This window comes from Bilifractor sp. LCP21S3_A7, assembly GCF_052118825.1.
Lineage (GTDB): Bacteria > Bacillota > Clostridia > Lachnospirales > Lachnospiraceae > Bilifractor.
The window spans coordinates 129,133-145,282 of record NZ_JBQKGL010000004.1 but is presented as its reverse complement, the minus strand read 5'-3'; the positions used below and the strand labels follow the sequence as shown (position 1 = coordinate 145,282).

The window sequence follows — 16,150 nt, the reverse complement described above, 5'->3', positions numbered from 1 at the left end:
GATCTCCTTTCTCCATGTAACACAAATCCGAACGACAACGATTACGTCTTTATCTTAATACAAATGTGAAAAAAGTGAAAGCCGCCGGCACATAAATCTCAACGAAAAAATACCGGAAACCCATTTGATCCGGTTTCCGGTATTGATCAGCCAGCGCGAGACGGGATTCGAACCCGCGACCCCAACCTTGGCAAGGTTGTACTCCACCCCTGAGCCACTCGCGCATATTCAATTAAGAGCAGAAATAAATGGTATCTCTCTGCTCAAGCAGGTGATGGGAATCGAACCCACGTATCCAGCTTGGAAGGCTGGTGTTCTACCATTGAACTACACCTGCATCGCTATGGTTTTAAAGGATCAGATCCGATCTGTCTTTCCGTGTCAACATGTTAGATTATATAACACAGTTTCCAGGCTGTCAATCACTTTTTGAAATTTTCCGCCTCATGTACTTTTTGAAATTTTCCGCCTCATTACCCTCATGAACTGTAGCTGAACTGTATGTAAAAACCGGCAGGAACCTCATGGACAGATTCCTGCCGCGGGATTAAGATAGAGAGATACGGAGAACTCCAGCTGCGGCTTTACCTGTTCTGCACTGTTTCAATGGACGGCGGAACGGCGATGATCCCGGGTTGCATTTACAGTTCACCTGTTCTGCACTGCAGCAAAGTCCATCTACGTAATATTTCGAACGGGAGGAATATGAAAAATGATTGATTTCAACAATATACATGGTTTTATCTCCGATATGGACGGCGTGATCTATCACGGAAACGAGATCCTGCCGGGCGTACCGGAATTTCTCAGCTGGCTGAAGGACAACGGCAAGAAATTTCTCTTTCTGACCAACAACTCCAATCTGACGCCAAAGGGTCTGCAGCAGAAAATGGCCCGCATGGGACTTGAAGTCGGCGAGGAGCACTTCTATACCAGTGCGCAGGCGACTGCAGCTTTTCTTCAGGATCAGGCTCCCGGCTGCTCTGCCTATGTGATCGGCGAGGCCGGGCTTCTGAACGCTCTGTACGATGCCGGAATCGTGATGAATGATGTGGACCCGGATTATGTGGTTGTCGGTGAGGGACGCAATTATTCCCTTGATTCGCTGACCAAGGCCTGTAATCTGGTTCTCAGCGGGGCAAAACTGATCGGCGCATGCGCTGACGTCAGCGGCCCCATTGAGAATGGAATTGCTCCTGCCTGCGGCGCACTTATTTCACCGATTGAAATTGCCACAGGTGTAAAGGCATATTTCTGCGGCAAGCCAAATCCCCTGATGATGCGCACCGGTCTGCGGATGCTGAACTGCCATTCCGCCGATGCCGTCATGATCGGCGACCGCATGGATACCGATATCATCTCCGGCCTGGAAAGCGGCATGTCCACTGTTCTGGTGCTTTCCGGCATCTCCACTCCGGAAACGCTCCGGATGTACGGTTATCGTCCGTCCACGGTTCTCAGCGGAGTCGGAGACATTCCCGCCCATGCGGAAGCTTCCGCAGATCACGGCAGCCACGATGCTCCTTCATCCACCTGACAGGTCATGTCAATTTCATGAACGCGTCTTTTCCTGTAACAGACGCAGACGGCACAGCGAATCTTCCGCGGATCTTCCTCAGATCACGAAATTATTCACCGTCTGTTCGCTCCAGTTCAGGAGATCCTCAAGGGTATACTTGTCCACGACACTCCTGATCGCTTCATCCAGTTCTTTCCAGATCCGCAGTGTCACACAGCTGTCTGCGCGCGGACACTCATTACGATCTGTCGACAGGCACTCCACCGGTGAGAGACTTCCCTCCGTCAGGCGGAGAATATCACCGACCACATATTCCTCCGGTCTCTTTGTCAGCCGGTAGCCGCCCTGCGGGCCGCGGATGCTGCGCAGATAGTTCGCGCGCACCAATACAGATACGATCTGTTCCAGATATTTCAGCGAGATATCCTGTCTGGCGGAAATATCCTTGATTCTCACCGGTTCTCCCGTATCATGCTGTGCAATATCCAGCATCATGCGCAGAGCGTATCTTCCCTTTGTAGATATTTTCATTTCATTCCCTCCATCATACCAGGCACACCTGACAGACCATCGTCTGATTCAGCGGTGCACAGCCCCGACTCAACTGTCTGCTCTTTGTCCACGCAGCAGCAGCCGTTCACATCTTCTGGCATCGCCGCCTGCGCCGCCCGTCTTCTCTTCGTGTAAGCAGCCGCGCCTCACTTCCTATTCGAGTAACGAGATAAAACACGCTGTGCGAGTTTTATCTCGCTATCGCGACGCTCGCCGCACACGAATACTTCGCATTCGGCTGCAGCTCACTGTTCGCGTAAGTAAAAATGTCAGCCGCAACAACTCCGGCTGACATTCGTTCTTCTGCGTTTGCTCTTTCTTTACTGCTTTACAGCCTGAAATGCCTCTTCAAGATCTGCTATGATATCATCGATATGCTCTGTACCGATGGACAGACGGATCGTATTCTTCTTGATGCCCTGATCCGCAAGCTCTTCATCGTTATCTTCAGAATGAGTGGTGGATGCCGGATGAATAACCAGAGATTTTACATCTGCTACATTCGCCAGGAGACTGAACAGCTTCAGATGATCGATGAAATCCTTGGCATGTCTCTCGTCGCCCTTCAGATCAAAGGTGAAAATCGAGCCGCCGCCGTTCGGAAGATACTTCTTGTAAAGTGCCTGCTGCGCGGGATCCTTGGATGCAGCCGGATGGCTGATGGATTCCACTTCCGGTTTTGTCTGCAGATACTCAATAACCTTCTTTGTGTTCTCAACCTGACGCTCCACACGAAGGCTCAGTGTCTCAAGGCCCTGCAGGAAAATCCATGCGTGGAACGGTGAAAGCGTAGCTCCCTCATCACGAAGGATAATTGCGCGGATATAAGTTGCAATTGTCGCCGGAGCCGTATCCTTGGCAAAGGTGAGACCATGATAGGACTGGTTCGGAGTGGACAGCCACGGCCACTTTGGAGAATTATAGTCAAATTTTCCTGCGTCGATGATAACGCCGCCGATGGTGGTTCCATGTCCTCCGATGAACTTTGTCGCGGAATGAACAACGATATCAGCGCCATACTCGATCGGACGAATCAGATAAGGTGTTGCAAAGGTATTATCGATGATCAGCGGAAGGCCGTGCTTATGAGCAATATTTGCCCACGCTTCAATGTCTACGACCTCGCCGTTCGGATTTCCGAGCGTCTCGATGTAGAGTGCCTTTGTATTCTCTTTGATTGCCGCTTCCGCAGCCTTCAGATCAAAGGGATCTACAAATGTGGTGGTAACGCCGTAATCAACAAAGGTGTGTGCAAGGAAGTTATAGGTGCCGCCGTAAATATTCTTCGCGGAGACAATGTGATCGCCCGCCTTTGCGACTGCCTGGAATGCGTATGTCACAGCAGCTGCGCCGGATGCAACGGCAAGTGCCGCAACTCCGCCCTCAAGAGCTGCAATACGTCTCTCAAAAATATCCTCTGTCGGGTTTGTCAGTCTTCCATAGATATTACCGGCGTCCTTCAGCGCAAATCTTGCCTCTGCATGATCACTGTTGCGGAATACAAAGGACGATGTCTGATAAATCGGAACTGCTCTGGAATCAGTGTAAGGATCTGCCTGCTCCTGTCCTACATGAAGGGCAAGTGTCTCGAAGTGAAGCTTTCTATCTGCTAATTCGCTCATATTTTTTCTCCTGTCATTCAGATTGATCGGTAAAATTTCCGTGTCTCAAATTCTGCACCGCCGGCTGTCGCACATTCCATCTCTGCACCCGTGCCGCCGGCTGTCGCACATATCATCTCTGCACTCGTGCCGCCGGCTGTCACACATTCTATCTCTGCACTCGTGCCGCCGGCTGCCGTGCTTTTCTCGTCTGCGTTATATTTCTTAATTAATTCTCAAACAGTGCGGTTGAATAATATCTGTCACCACTGTCCGGGAGAAGTGCAACGATTGTCTTGCCCTTGGCTTCCGGACGTTTTGCTACCTGAAGAGCTGCCCAGAGTGCCGCTCCGGAAGAAATTCCAACCAGGATTCCCTCCTTGTGTGCCAGTTCCTTTGCGGTCTGGAAAGGAACCTCATTATCGACAGTGATAACCTCGTCATAAACCTTCTGATCCAGAATGCTCGGAACAAATCCTGCGCCGATACCCTGAATCTTATGCGGTCCGCCATGGCCCTCTGTAAGAACCGGAGATGTTGTCGGCTCGATGGCGATCACTTTAACGTCAGGCTTCTGCTCCTTCAGATATCTGCCGGTTCCGGTAAGGGTTCCGCCTGTTCCGATGCCTGCCAGGAAGTAATCCACCTCTCCGTCGGTATCGTTCCAGATCTCCGGACCGGTTGTCTCATAATGAGCCTTCGGGTTTGCCGGATTGTCAAACTGTCCGGTAAGAACTGCCCCGGGAGTTGCTTCCACAATTTCTTTTGCCTTTGCGATTGCTCCGGTCATGCCCTTGCTTCCGTCTGTCAGAACGAGCTGTGCGCCGTACGCCTTCAGGATATTGCGGCGCTCAACGCTCATGGTTTCCGGCATTGTCAGGATAACCTTATAACCCTTTGAAGCAGCTACAGACGCAAGACCGATTCCGGTGTTTCCGGAGGTCGGCTCTACGATTGTCCCGCCCGGCTGAAGCTTTCCGGATTTCTCAGCATCCTCGATCATATATTTTGCGATTCTGTCCTTGACGCTTCCCGCCGGATTGAAGTACTCAAGCTTTACCAGCAGTTTCGCGTCGAGGTTGTACTCCTTCTCAAAGCTTGTAAGTTCTACCAGCGGTGTCTTGCCGATCAGTTCTGTTGCGTTCTTGTAAATATTAGCCATTTCAAATCTCCTTTTCTTCCTCTGCCGAGGATCTCATGATTGTTCCGTTTGTGTTCCTTCTGTGATAAGTTCTGCTCATCCGTCATTACTGGAAACCCTGCATCGCTTAACCGTTGTCCCACCGGCTTTGTCTGCCGTTCACTTCTCTGTTCTCTTCTGATGTATTATTCTGTCGACCGGAGGCAACAACATCGCATGTCTCCGTTCACAGCCGGAAGGTTGTTCAACTGATGATTCATTTCTTTGTTACCTCCTATATCCTGTATTTCCTAGCTGATATATAGGATTATAGGGATTAATGTTCTGTTTGTCAATAGGAAATTAGAAGTTTTGAAAAAATATGCCGGAACAGGCGTGTCTCCCTGACATACGTCTGCTCCGGCAGTAACTTCTCTCATTTTCTCAAACCATACTCTTGTAAAAATCTCACCCTGGATTTTATATTCTCATCTCCGGCGGATGCGCCCGGCCGGATTATAAAAAGTCTTTCTTCCCTTCCGGTCAGGAACGCCGGAAGTCCGGTAAGAAGCGCCGTTTTTCATGGTTTTGTCTGTTTCCGCAGAAAACGGTGCTCCGCCCGCGTCTTCTCCGGAAACCGCACCGGAGACCGGACCTCCCTGTTCGCCCCCGTCTTCCGGAATATTTTCTCCCGCCAGGCGGAGGATGTCCTCCACTTCATCTTCTGAAATATTCATATACTCCGCCAGCTCATCGACATAGACCTTTCTGCCGAGCTGTTCCTTCAGAGCTGTGATACTCCTCTTCAAATCCTCGACTCTTTCCACCATCCGTTCATCCCGTGTATGGATGTCCCGCTGCTCCTCCAACATCGCCAGAATTCCCTCGCGGACCTCTGTCATAAGCTTTCGCCTCACGTTCTCACGATCCGTCAGCTCAGAGGGATCCAGCCCGTCCAGATATAAAACCAGATTCAGGCTGCCTTCCTGTATCATATCTGAGAGGTGCACACCGGGCTCATACATCTGCTTTGCCGTCTCGACAACATCCGGAAGCAGGAGCTCCGAGATCCTTCGCTTTGCCGCCGTGCTTCCCTTCTTGCATTCCTCCGCCAGGCGCTCCCATTCCCCGTCCTCTTCCGCGCGAATCCCGCTCAGCTCTTCGGCATAATCCTCCAGCCATGCCTGATCCTCGTCCGTCCAGAGATAGCCGTCATTTTCATCATCGGAAGCCTCCGGCTCCGCCGCTTCATTTGATCCCCCTGTCGCTTCCAATGGCAATTTCCTGTCAATACCTTCCACAATGATTTTCTTTGACAACAGGAAATCATACACCAGGTTCATCTGTTCCTCAGAAAGACCGTCCTCCTCAAAAAACTTACTTACATCATTTTTTGCTATATGTCCCCCGAGATCGTTGGCATTCTGAAGAATCCTCTGCAGCTTCTTCCGGAATTCCTCCGGCTTCATGTTTCTATCCTTATCCATTATAATCACCTGTCAAATCCTGATCTGTCTTTTCAGCTGATGATACCTTCTTTTCCTTTACACGAGCATGGCCGATAATCCGGTCCAGCACAACATTTGTCATGACATAGTTATAAACGTTATCCTTCCCGTTTTTGCTGATCAGATCATCGGTAGAAACGCCGTAGAGATCTGCCGCCTTCTGCAGTTCCTTCTGGTAGGCCGGACTGTTCTCCGAAAGCTTCTCCGCCTTCACCAGAGCACCCAGCAGCAGTTTACTCGCGGCCGCGTATCTTCCACTCTGTTCTTTCTGTTTGCTGTAGGTATCCTGATCGATCCCCGACTGCTCTATATATTCATCCAGGGAGAGGCCGTATTTCTCCGCCTCTGACTTGATATTAGCTTCGAATGATTCTTCCCCGTTCTTTACATATTCCTTTGGCAGGAAATGATAGACGCTGGCCTGCTGCACCTGATTCCACGCCTCTCCCTGAAGCTCGGACTCTGCTTTTTCCTCTTCCTGCTGTGTCAGAGATTTCCTGACAGACTCCCTGTAATCCGCAACATCAGAGATCGAATTATTTGTATAATCCTTTACCCAGTCATCCGTCAGCTCCGGTATCCTTTTGATGGCATTTACCGTAACAGTAAAAACGACATCCTTTCCGGCAAGATCGGAGGAATAATAATTGTCTGGAAAACGAAGCTTCAGATCCTTCGTCTCTCCTTTCTTCATTCCTACCACGCCGTCTTCAAAGCCCTCAATAAAGCTTCCGGATCCGAGGGTAAGGTCATAGCTGTCACTGGATCCGCCATCGAAAGCCTTCCCGTCAATTTTCCCCTCATATGCAATATCTACAGTATCTCCCAATGCCGCTGCTGCGTTCTTGTCTGTCACCTCCTCCGGTGTCATCTGTGATTCAATATAGGAAGTGATATCATGATCTGTCACGGTCTGAATCTCCTTCGTGAGGTTCAGTTTCTTATAATTGCCCAGCGTAATCGCGTCTGCGATCTTGAAATCCCCGTCCCTGACCGGAGCGGCGAGAATCTGATCCGTAAGGCTTTCCGAGGAGGAAGACGCGGATAAAGCCGCCTCTGCTCCGTCAGACCCGGACGAGATCACCGACGTGTCCGATGATGTTTCCTGTGACGTTTCCTGTACAGTGTTTTTTCCGCCAGATGCTCCGCATCCCGCGGCAGACAACGTTACCATGAGACACATCGCCGTTATTAATATTTTTCTTTTCATAATGATACATCCTGTAAAACTGCGCCCGCAGAGTATTATCCCTTGTCTGTAGCCGATGCTGTCTTCCGCTGGCGAAGTATCCGACCTGTGATGCCCTGCATCCAGGGCACGTTTATCTGTTTCATATTCACGGCAGACTCTTGTCCTGCTGCCGGAAAACCGCTCATGCACCGGGCACTGCACTCTGCTCCATACTCACTACAGCCTCTTGTCCTGCTGCCGGAAAACCGCTCATGCACCGGGCACTGCCCCTACTGCAGATTCATAACAGTCTGGTAGACGTCGGCAGAATAAATCGTATGCATCCCGATTCGTACATAATCTTCCCCCGTCTGAATCCATGTCAGCTCCTGATCATTTTCTGTCATAAAGTACCGGAAACCCAGGCTCTTCAGATATTCGTACCGCGAATCACCGTCTGAATAACCGCTCCAGCTTCCGATATCTCCCCCATGAGGAAGAACCAGAATGTCAGTATTCCCGAGAAGACTTCCGATCTTCTCCTCCCAGTTGTCCGCATCCGCCTTTATCAGTTCATAATCACCGGCATAGCTGATATCCGCATAAGTACCGCTTGCCAGCCGCCATCCTTCATTCCGGAGTACTTTGATCAGAGAGGTAAGCGTTTCTTTATTCTGTTCTACCTGTGTTTCTGTGATTTCAGAAGTCACGCCTCCTGCACTTCCCGGGTTGTCCGCATTCTCAGTACTGTTCGCAGAGACGCTTTCTGTCCCCGATGATTCCTCCGAATCATCTCCGACGTTTCCCGGCTGAATCAGATTTGTCCCGGAGCCGTCCGTTCCTGAGAAAGCGCCTGATTCCATACTTTCTGTTCCTGTACCTTCTGTTCCAGCGCCTGCACTTCCCGTGCTGCCTGTTCCGGTATCTCCCGTATCGGATCCAGAATAACGCGCTTCGTTTTCCTGCACCTCGCGGACCGCGTCCGCGCTCAGCTTTCCTGCCTGATTTCCGCTCACCTCAAGAGCATATCCGAACATCCCGTTCTGCCCGGTCACAGCGATGACACCGCGGGCATCCTGACTGGAAAAATCAGGGTGTTCCCTGATAAAAGCGTCAAGGCAGGTGATGACATCGACATCTCCCGTCTTAACCTTCCCTTCCGAATCGGTATAGGTATTTGTCAGACTTCCATCCTCCTTCTGCGTCAGGCTGTCTGCATGTCCGTCATAACCTGGCGTATAACCGGCACCTGTTTCCGTGATGGTCAGCGGTTTTTTCCCGATGGGAACCGATACCTTTCCCTCCTTCATCGTGCCGTCTCCGCTGTCGGCAATGCTTTCAGGATCTACTAGGACATAGTTTCGGCGATATAAATCCTGAAGAATCTTCTGAAACTCCGTCACCGTCAGAGCAGAACCTCCGTCGGTTCCGGACAACGAACTCTCTGCAGTGCTATTATCCGCAGAACCCTCATCCTCTGTTCCGTCCTCCTGATCTGCTGTGCCGTTCGGATCCGATGTGTCATTGTCTTCTGCCGTCCCGCCCGGATCCGAGCTGTTATCCTGATCCGTTGTACCGCTCTGATCTGATGTTTCGTCCTGATCCGCCGATCCGGACTGCGATGTCCCGGAAGCTGCAGCCTCATCCAGCGTCAGAACCGGAAACGTAAGATTCAGTACCTCGGATCCCGGGTAGGTATCCATTGTCTGGGCCGTCACTTTCGCTGCGGCAGCATCCGATTCTGTCTTAGCCTTGTCCCGCCTGTATTTTCCAACAACAGCCATCACGCCGGCAAAGCCCAGTACAGCTGCCACGATACACAGAAAAATCCGAACCATTCGGATGATTCTGCGACGTTTGCGCCGCCTGCGCGCCATTTCCTGCCGCCTTCGTCTCCTTCGTGCTCTCTCTCTTGCAAGCCGCTCCTCATCCTGCTCCGGTTTCTGCTCATCACCTGTTCTCAGATCGCGCATACCAGAATTCTTTCCGTCAGCTTTTCTGCCATCTCCGCTTGAATTTCTCCGCCTGTTCTTGTTATCAGTCAACGGATACCCCCTGCAGGCATCTCACTTCCTGCGAATACATCTCGTAAATTTACCTGATCATACCATGCCGGACTGGCCGACCGTGTGAATAGCGAGATAAAACACGCTGCGCGAGTTTTATCTCGCTATCGCGACGCTCGCCGCACACGAATACTTCGCATTCGGCTGCGGCTCACTGTTCGCGTAAATCATAACGCAAATACGCTCTCTTCGCAATATCCGCGCCCGGAACACCTCCTCACGCGCTGATGACAGCGCTCTTTATCCGCTGTCTTCTCCTTGTCTGCCGGAAAACAACTGGCTGTTTACACGCACAGCTGAAAGCGCGCAAGATCCGCCGTCTCCTCCCTGCTTTCCGGATAACAATCCGACGGATATGTCATACAGATCCGACAAAGATTTCGGACGCACCATGAATGGTTCCGATTGCCTTTTGCCCGCAGGAATGCTAGAATAGGATAGATATTTTTCAACATAAGGGTAGGAGGTATGAGGACATGAGCTGGTGGGTAGTTCTGATCATCGTGATTGCGATCGCCGCCGCTGTCATTGCCATTCTGTATTTTCTGGGCAAACGCGCCGAGAAGAAACAGGCGGAACAGCAGGAGCAGATCGATGCGCAGAAGCAGAATGTCACAATGCTGGTTATTGACAAAAAGAAAGTAAAACTGAAGGATGCCGGTTTTCCGGATATTGTCCTCCAGCAAACCCCGAAAATGCTCCGCGGCCGTAAATTTCCTGTCGTAAAGGCCAGAGTCAATACCGGAAGAGGTGCCATGGTTTCTTCTTTCATCTGCGACAAGAACGTATTTGACGTCATTCCCCTGAAGAAGGAAGTCAAGGCTACGATTTCCGGCCTGTACATAACAGATGTCCGCGCAATTCGCGGCAAGCTTGATAATGCCGGCAAGAAAAAGAAAGAAAGCAAAATGGAACAGCTGCTCCGCAAGGGACGCGGCGAGGAGTAACGTTTTCGCATCTTCCCAATCTGATCCGCATTCAGCGGTCATTATGAAAAGAGGTCAGAATTCTGAGATTCTGACCTCTTTCTCTTTGTTATGCATTATGCAGGCCTTAAGCCTGATCCTATTATAAAACGTTTTTCGCGTTTTCACCGTTCACTCTGGCTGTCAGTCAGATGGAACTCCCCGCCGTGTCTTGACTCAATGCGAATCTCAACCTCACAGTCCGCGGTTACATCGTCTTCCACGGTAAGCGCGTAGCCCACTCGGTAATCGATGCGGTTTTCCTCTTCCTCCAGCCGGAACGATGTTGCGGCGATCTGCAGATTCATCATCCCGAAAGGTGTATGATAGGACGCACATGTTCTCTTCTCCTTCTCAAAGAGCATTTCTACCTCGATCGTCCCGCTTCTGCGGACGAGAAGCCTGTCCTCTGTAAATTTCAGGACACTGTGCGTCTTTCCGGATAACCCTTCCTCAACCTCATCAAACACGACATAATGCTGACCGTTCTTGTGGTAGTACACTCCGGGCATCATAATCTCCACCGGTTTGTTCTCATCGTCTGACCGGACATATTGAAAACCCTTTAATGAGACAATGACATTTTTATCCATTTTCTGTACCGGTTACATATGACAGATGTTCGAGGAATCGGACGGTCCCTTAATCGACGTAAAGTTCTTCTTCGCCTTCTCCGGATCATCGAAAATCTCATCCATCGTATGCCATCCGAGGACGGCACACTTTACACGGGCAGGCATGTGTGAAATATCCTGAAGAACGCCGGCCTCCTCGAGCTCGTCTCTTTCCTCATCCGTAATTTTTCCTTTGATCATTCGAAGGAAAATGTCAGAGAGATGTCTTGCCTCCTCAATAGTTTTTCCGATGATCAGATCCAGCATCATATCCGCGGAAGCCTGTGAGATGGCACAGCCATCTCCGACATACGCCCCGTCTGTAATTTTTCCGTCTTTAATCTTCAGCTTCAGGACGATATCATCCCCACAGCTCGGGTTCACACCCTCCAGTTCATAATCCGCATCCTCAAGCTCGTGCTTGTGCGCCGGGTGAAGATTATGATCGGTCAGAATTTCATTATAAAATGTATTATTCTGCATATCCCATTTCCTTCCTCACCGAATTCAAAGCATCGATCAGTCTGTCTGCCTCTTCCTCCGTATTGTAAAAGCAGAAGCTGGCTCTCGTGGTGGACGGGATGCCAAGGAACTTCAGAAGCGGCTGCGCGCAGTGGTGACCTGCCCGGACATCCACATGAAGACTGTCCAGAATTGCCGCAATGTCATGAGGATGAACTCCCTCGACCTTGAAGGTGATGATGCCGTGATGGTTCTTCGGATCCTCCGACCCGAGAATTGTAATATACGGATTTTCTCTCATCCGTTCCATGGTGTATCTGGTCAGGTGTTCCTCCCGCTCCATAATGCGCTCAAACCCGATCCTGTTGTAGTAATCGATCGCCGCGTGAAGACCGACAGCGCCTCCGGCGTTGACGGTTCCTGCCTCGAACTTGTGCGGCAGCTCCGCGTAGGTCGCGCCCTCGCGGGTGACGTACTCAATCATCTCTCCACCAAACAGGAAGGGCTGCATCTTCTCCAGAATCTCCTTCCTGCCGTACAGCACGCCGATTCCCATCGGCGCAAGCATCTTGTGACCGGAGAATGCCAGAAAATCGACATCCAGGTCCTGCACGTCCACCGGAATGTGGGGCACGCTCTGTGCGCCGTCACATACAAACACCGCTCCCTGCTCGTGAGCAATCGACGCAAATGTCTTCACATCGTTTCTGCATCCGAGCACATTGGAAATCTGCGTCATGCACACGAGTCTGGTCCTTGGCGTCAGAGCCTTGCGGAACATCTCCTCCGTGATGGTGCCGTCTTCTAAAGGTTCCAGATATCTCAGAACCGCGCCGGTTCTTCTGGCGGCCTGCTGCCACGGAAGCATATCACTGTGATGTTCCATAACGGTGATCAGTATCTCGTCTCCAGCACTCAGATGATCCTCCGTCCACGCATAGCCGATCAGATTCAGACTCTCCGTCGCATTTCTGGTAAAAATAATTTCTTCCGTACTCTTCGCGTTGATGAACGAGCGGACCGCCTCCCGCGCATCCTCGTATTCCCTGGTTGCCTCTACGCTCAGTGCATACAGTCCTCTGAGCGGATTTGCGTTTGATTTCCGATAGTACTCTGTAACCGCATCCAGAACAGCCTGTGGTTTCTGGGTTGTCGCCGCATTATCCAGATATGCCTCACCGGGATTCAGAAGCGGAAAATCCCTGCGGATCCGCTCATCCTCCTCCCTGCGTTCAGTCTTCGTCATTCTCCAGGCCTCCTCCCAGAAACTCATTGATGTCCTCTTTTGTCTTCTCATCCGGGATCATCCGCACCGTGGCGTCAATTCTGGCCTTGGCCATCATTTCATAAATCTCTTCTCTGTCCAGCCCTCTCGACTCGAGATAGAACATGAGGCTCTCATCCAGTCTTCCGATCGTGGCTCCGTGATTTCCAACCACGTCCTCCTCTGTACACAGGATCAGCGGTATCGTCTGGTTTCTGACGCCCTCATCCATCAGAAGAACATCCTCTTTCTCATTTCCGACCGCGCCCACAGCGCCCCGCTTGAGATCGATCGTAGCACGCAGAATCTTCGAGGCCTTGTCGCGCAGAACACCGTTGACATTAATCTCGCACTCAGTCTTTCTGGCGATGTGATTTGCGAAGTAGTTCATGTCGAGATGCCCGTTCCCAGCGACCTGATAGGCGATATCTGTCTTCAGGCTGCTATGGTAACCGGTCAGATCGATCTGGTAGCCCTGATAGACTTCTTTTCCGGAAAGCACGAGGTGAATAACCTCAACCCTTGCGTTGTCTCCTGTTTTTCCTCCGAGATCATTGATAAACCTGAAATTCTGACCGACCCGGACGATCTGCACCAGGCGGAGAACTGCATTCTCGCCGGCAGAAAATTTTGTCTGAACCGCCGCGGCACCGGAAGCATCCGGAACAGCGGTATAGTCCATCACAACGGTGAGTTCGCTGTTCTTCTCGGCCACAAGGTTCACCGCGTTCACCCTTCTGTCACCGTCCTGATAGGTATACTTCAGGCGAAGAGGCTCCACCGTCTTCGTGCCCGCCGGCGCGGTATACACCTGTACGCCCTGCGCGGATGCTTCTACTGCCTCTGTAAAAGCCTTTCCCGCTCCGGTCGGCTGCTCCGGAAACAGATTTTTCTCTGACTCACGAGTCTGTATACCCTCCGGAACCTCCGCGTCAGCCACAGCCGCGCCGGAAAATTTTGTTCCGACACTTGCCTCATTCATATTCAGCCAGTACCAGGTAATAGCCGGCAGCCGGTTGATTTTAATATTTCCGTTTTCTCCCATATCTGCCTCCTTAACCTATACTACCCTTCATCTCGAGACGGATCAGATTATTCATCTCAACCGCGTACTCAAGAGGAAGCTCTTTGCCTACATTGTCCGCGAATCCGCTGACGATCAGCGCGCGGGCATCCTCCTCGGAAAGTCCTCTGCTCATCAGATAGAACACCGCGTCATCGCTGATACGGCCGATCTTTGCCTCATGTCCGATATCTGCCTGCTGTGTCCGGATATCCATTGCCGGAATCGTATCTGATCTGGACTCGGCATCAAGCATCAGAGACTGGCAGGACACCGATGACTTACTGTTCTTCGCCTGACTGTTGACCACAACGGAGCTGCGGAAGGTGCTGATACCTCCGTCCTTCGAGATGGATCTGGTGCTGACATAGGAGGAAGTATCCGGTGCGCTGTGCACCATCTTGCATCCGGTGTCAAGATTCTGTCCCTTTCCCGCAAAGGTCACGCCTGTGAATTCCGCCCGTGCGCCTCTTCCGGCCAGAATGCTCATCGGATACAGATAGGATACGTGTGAGCCGAAGGAACCGGAAATCCATTCTACCTTTCCGCCCTCTTCAACCCGCGCACGCTTTGTGTTCAGGTTGTACATGTTCTTTGACCAGTTCTCGATCGTGGAGTAGCGAAGTGTCGAATTTCTTCCTACGTAAAGCTCGACGCAGCCCGCGTGGAGGTTCGCCACATTATACTTCGGAGCCGAGCAGCCCTCGATGAAATGAAGGTATGCATCGTCATCTACGATGATCAGCGTGTGCTCAAACTGTCCCGCGCCCTTGGCGTTCAGACGGAAGTAGGACTGCAGCGGAATGTCCACATGAACCCCTTTCGGTACGTACACGAAAGATCCGCCCGACCACACGGCGCCGTGAAGAGCCGCGAATTTATGATCGGTCGGAGGTACCAGCTTCATGAAATGGCTCCGGATCATATCCGCGTATTCTCCGCGGAGCGCACTTTCAATATCCGTGTAGATGACGCCCTGTGCCGCAACCTCGTCCTTTACGTTGTGATATACAAGCTCGGAATCATACTGTGCGCCTACGCCCGCAAGAGATTTTCTCTCCGCCTGCGGAATTCCGAGACGTTCAAATGTGTCCTTGATCTCATCCGGAACGTCGTTCCAGTCTTTTGCCATCCGCTTGGAGTTCGGACGCACATAAGTAACAATGTTGTCCATATCCAGGCCTTCAATCGACGGCCCCCAGTCCGGAACCTGCTTTTTGTTGTAGATATCCAGAGATTTCAGACGGAAATCCCTCATCCATTCCGGATCATTTTTTTCTTTTGAAATCTCAAGGATAATATCCGGAGTCAGGCCTTCCTCAATTCGGAACTCATCTTTTTCCTCATTTCGGAAGTCGTACATACTCCGGTCTATATCCTCGACGTATGTCTTTTCCTTTGCCATATGATCTCCTTATGCCTCTCCGTTTTCTTCCTTAATGAACCGCTCAAATCCGTTCTCATTGATCTCATCTACGAGTGACGCGTCGCCGTTCTCAACGATCGTGCCGTCTACGAGGACATGTGTGGCATCCACATGAAGCGACTCCAGGATACGCGTGCTGTGTGTGATGATGATCAGCGCTCCGTCTCTGTTCTTCTGATACTCCTCAACTCCCTTGGATACGGTGCGCACCGCGTCGACATCCAGACCGGAATCGGTTTCATCAAGGATCGCAAGAGAAGGATTCAGCATGAGCAGCTGAAGAATCTCTGCCTTTTTCTTCTCGCCGCCGGAGAAGCCAACGTTCAGATCACGCTCCGCGTAGGAGTGGTCCATCTGCAGAACATCCATTGCCGCCGCAATCTTCTTGCGGAAATCCCAGAGACGGATTCTCTCGCCTGTCCGGTTTTCCAACGCGTTGCGGATAAAGTTCGACAGAGAAATTCCGGGAACCTCAAGCGGATTCTGGAAGGACATAAACAGGCCGTCCTTTGCTCTCTGATTCACCGGCTCATCCAGAATGCTCTTGCCGTTAAAAATAATATCGCCGCTTTTGACGATGTAGTTCGGATTGCCCATCAGCGCATTTCCGAGTGTGGATTTGCCCGCTCCGTTCGGTCCCATCAGAACGTGGGTCTCTCCCTTTCTCACCTCAAGGTTTAATCCCTTCAGGATATCCTTGTCCTCTACACTGACTGACAGGTTCTTCACCTGTAATAAAATATCTGCCATAACATCCTCCTGATATCACTGTCCGTAAAACATTCCTGCGATCTGCTTGGATCGCAAACTGTACAGGCC

15 protein-coding genes and 2 tRNA genes are annotated in these 16,150 nt (G+C 51.2%); 2 read left to right on the top strand and 15 right to left on the bottom strand.

What is annotated here, in order from left to right; all coding sequences use genetic code 11:
• Positions 1-152 precede the first annotated feature (152 nt).
• Positions 153-224: transfer RNA gene (locus tag ACTQ1O_RS05025), tRNA-Gly, on the bottom strand.
• Between the two features lie 42 nt (positions 225-266).
• Positions 267-337: transfer RNA gene (locus ACTQ1O_RS05020), tRNA-Gly, on the bottom strand.
• A gap of 375 nt (positions 338-712) precedes the next feature.
• Here ACTQ1O_RS05020 and ACTQ1O_RS05015 point away from each other — a divergent pair.
• Positions 713-1,537, top strand: coding sequence for an HAD-IIA family hydrolase (locus ACTQ1O_RS05015; protein ID WP_441486366.1), 825 nt, complete (start codon positions 713-715; stop codon positions 1,535-1,537).
• 78 nt (positions 1,538-1,615) lie between these two features.
• On the opposite strand, the gene ACTQ1O_RS05010 is transcribed toward ACTQ1O_RS05015, so the two are convergent.
• The 7 genes from ACTQ1O_RS05010 to ACTQ1O_RS04980 form a co-directional block, all read right to left on the bottom strand.
• Positions 1,616-2,050, bottom strand: a complete 435-nt coding sequence (locus tag ACTQ1O_RS05010) for an RrF2 family transcriptional regulator (RefSeq protein ID WP_441486365.1) — start codon at positions 2,048-2,050, stop codon at positions 1,616-1,618.
• The gene (locus tag ACTQ1O_RS05005; RefSeq protein ID WP_441486364.1) at positions 2,047-2,172 is read right to left on the bottom strand and encodes a hypothetical protein; all 126 of its coding nucleotides are present in this window, start codon (positions 2,170-2,172) and stop codon (positions 2,047-2,049) included. Before ACTQ1O_RS05005 ends, ACTQ1O_RS05010 begins: the two co-directional genes overlap by 4 nt.
• A 219-nt stretch (positions 2,173-2,391) precedes the next feature.
• Complete coding sequence (locus tag ACTQ1O_RS05000; RefSeq protein WP_441098863.1) at positions 2,392-3,693, bottom strand: O-acetylhomoserine aminocarboxypropyltransferase/cysteine synthase family protein; 1,302 nt, start codon at positions 3,691-3,693, stop codon at positions 2,392-2,394.
• A 208-nt stretch (positions 3,694-3,901) separates the two neighbouring features.
• Positions 3,902-4,834 carry a cysteine synthase A gene (cysK, locus tag ACTQ1O_RS04995; RefSeq protein ID WP_441486363.1) on the bottom strand — a complete coding sequence of 311 codons (933 nt, stop codon included), beginning with the start codon at positions 4,832-4,834 and terminating at the stop codon, positions 3,902-3,904.
• A gap of 446 nt (positions 4,835-5,280) precedes the next feature.
• Positions 5,281-6,279: a sigma-70 domain-containing protein gene (locus ACTQ1O_RS04990; protein WP_441486362.1), complete on the bottom strand. Its 999-nt coding sequence runs from the start codon at positions 6,277-6,279 to the stop codon at positions 5,281-5,283.
• Positions 6,272-7,510, bottom strand: coding sequence for a trigger factor (tig, locus tag ACTQ1O_RS04985; RefSeq protein ID WP_441486361.1), 1,239 nt, complete (start codon positions 7,508-7,510; stop codon positions 6,272-6,274). The genes ACTQ1O_RS04990 and tig overlap by 8 nt, the downstream gene beginning before the upstream one ends.
• Positions 7,511-7,761: 251 nt before the next feature.
• The gene (locus ACTQ1O_RS04980; protein WP_441486360.1) at positions 7,762-9,516 is read right to left on the bottom strand and encodes a hypothetical protein; all 1,755 of its coding nucleotides are present in this window, start codon (positions 9,514-9,516) and stop codon (positions 7,762-7,764) included.
• Positions 9,517-10,013: 497 nt separating this feature from the next.
• Here ACTQ1O_RS04980 and ACTQ1O_RS04975 point away from each other — a divergent pair, with 497 nt between their 5' ends.
• A complete protein-coding gene (locus ACTQ1O_RS04975) occupies positions 10,014-10,484 on the top strand; it encodes a hypothetical protein (RefSeq protein WP_441098868.1) in 471 nt (156 codons plus the stop codon).
• A gap of 143 nt (positions 10,485-10,627) precedes the next feature.
• On the opposite strand, the gene ACTQ1O_RS04970 is transcribed toward ACTQ1O_RS04975, so the two are convergent.
• The 6 genes from ACTQ1O_RS04970 to sufC are packed head-to-tail and all read right to left on the bottom strand — an operon-like array spanning position 10,628 to position 16,081.
• Positions 10,628-11,095 (bottom strand): DUF1934 domain-containing protein, encoded by a 468-nt coding sequence (locus ACTQ1O_RS04970; RefSeq protein ID WP_441474075.1) that lies wholly within the window; start codon positions 11,093-11,095, stop codon positions 10,628-10,630.
• 12 nt (positions 11,096-11,107) lie between these two features.
• Entirely contained in the window at positions 11,108-11,599 is a 492-nt protein-coding gene (gene sufU / locus ACTQ1O_RS04965; protein ID WP_441474076.1) for a Fe-S cluster assembly sulfur transfer protein SufU, read from the bottom strand.
• Positions 11,589-12,824, bottom strand: coding sequence for an aminotransferase class V-fold PLP-dependent enzyme (locus ACTQ1O_RS04960; RefSeq protein WP_441486359.1), 1,236 nt, complete (start codon positions 12,822-12,824; stop codon positions 11,589-11,591). The genes sufU and ACTQ1O_RS04960 overlap by 11 nt, the downstream gene beginning before the upstream one ends.
• Positions 12,811-13,887, bottom strand: coding sequence for a SufB/SufD family protein (locus ACTQ1O_RS04955; protein WP_441486358.1), 1,077 nt, complete (start codon positions 13,885-13,887; stop codon positions 12,811-12,813). Before ACTQ1O_RS04955 ends, ACTQ1O_RS04960 begins: the two co-directional genes overlap by 14 nt.
• Positions 13,888-13,897: 10 nt before the next feature.
• A complete protein-coding gene (sufB, locus tag ACTQ1O_RS04950) occupies positions 13,898-15,310 on the bottom strand; it encodes a Fe-S cluster assembly protein SufB (RefSeq protein ID WP_441486357.1) in 1,413 nt (470 codons plus the stop codon).
• Positions 15,311-15,319: 9 nt separating this feature from the next.
• Complete coding sequence (gene sufC / locus ACTQ1O_RS04945; protein ID WP_441486356.1) at positions 15,320-16,081, bottom strand: Fe-S cluster assembly ATPase SufC; 762 nt, start codon at positions 16,079-16,081, stop codon at positions 15,320-15,322.
• Between the last annotated feature and the right edge of the window lie 69 nt (positions 16,082-16,150).

Excerpts from the sequence above, each read along its gene's own strand:
- sufC (WP_441486356.1), bottom strand. The coding sequence starts at position 16,081 with ATGGCAGATATTTTATTACAGGTGAAGAACCTGTCAGTCAGTGTAGAG.
- ACTQ1O_RS04990 (WP_441486362.1), bottom strand. The coding sequence starts at position 6,279 with ATGGATAAGGATAGAAACATGAAGCCGGAGGAATTCCGGAAGAAGCTG.
- tig (WP_441486361.1), bottom strand. The coding sequence starts at position 7,510 with ATGAAAAGAAAAATATTAATAACGGCGATGTGTCTCATGGTAACGTTG.
- ACTQ1O_RS05010 (WP_441486365.1), bottom strand. The coding sequence starts at position 2,050 with ATGAAAATATCTACAAAGGGAAGATACGCTCTGCGCATGATGCTGGAT.
- sufB (WP_441486357.1), bottom strand. The coding sequence starts at position 15,310 with ATGGCAAAGGAAAAGACATACGTCGAGGATATAGACCGGAGTATGTAC.
- ACTQ1O_RS04960 (WP_441486359.1), bottom strand. The coding sequence starts at position 12,824 with ATGACGAAGACTGAACGCAGGGAGGAGGATGAGCGGATCCGCAGGGAT.
- ACTQ1O_RS05015 (WP_441486366.1), top strand. The coding sequence starts at position 713 with ATGATTGATTTCAACAATATACATGGTTTTATCTCCGATATGGACGGC.
- ACTQ1O_RS05005 (WP_441486364.1), bottom strand. The coding sequence starts at position 2,172 with ATGCCAGAAGATGTGAACGGCTGCTGCTGCGTGGACAAAGAGCAGACA.
- ACTQ1O_RS04955 (WP_441486358.1), bottom strand. The coding sequence starts at position 13,887 with ATGGGAGAAAACGGAAATATTAAAATCAACCGGCTGCCGGCTATTACC.
- cysK (WP_441486363.1), bottom strand. The coding sequence starts at position 4,834 with ATGGCTAATATTTACAAGAACGCAACAGAACTGATCGGCAAGACACCG.
- sufU (WP_441474076.1), bottom strand. The coding sequence starts at position 11,599 with ATGCAGAATAATACATTTTATAATGAAATTCTGACCGATCATAATCTT.
- ACTQ1O_RS04970 (WP_441474075.1), bottom strand. The coding sequence starts at position 11,095 with ATGGATAAAAATGTCATTGTCTCATTAAAGGGTTTTCAATATGTCCGG.
- ACTQ1O_RS05000 (WP_441098863.1), bottom strand. The coding sequence starts at position 3,693 with ATGAGCGAATTAGCAGATAGAAAGCTTCACTTCGAGACACTTGCCCTT.
- ACTQ1O_RS04975 (WP_441098868.1), top strand. The coding sequence starts at position 10,014 with ATGAGCTGGTGGGTAGTTCTGATCATCGTGATTGCGATCGCCGCCGCT.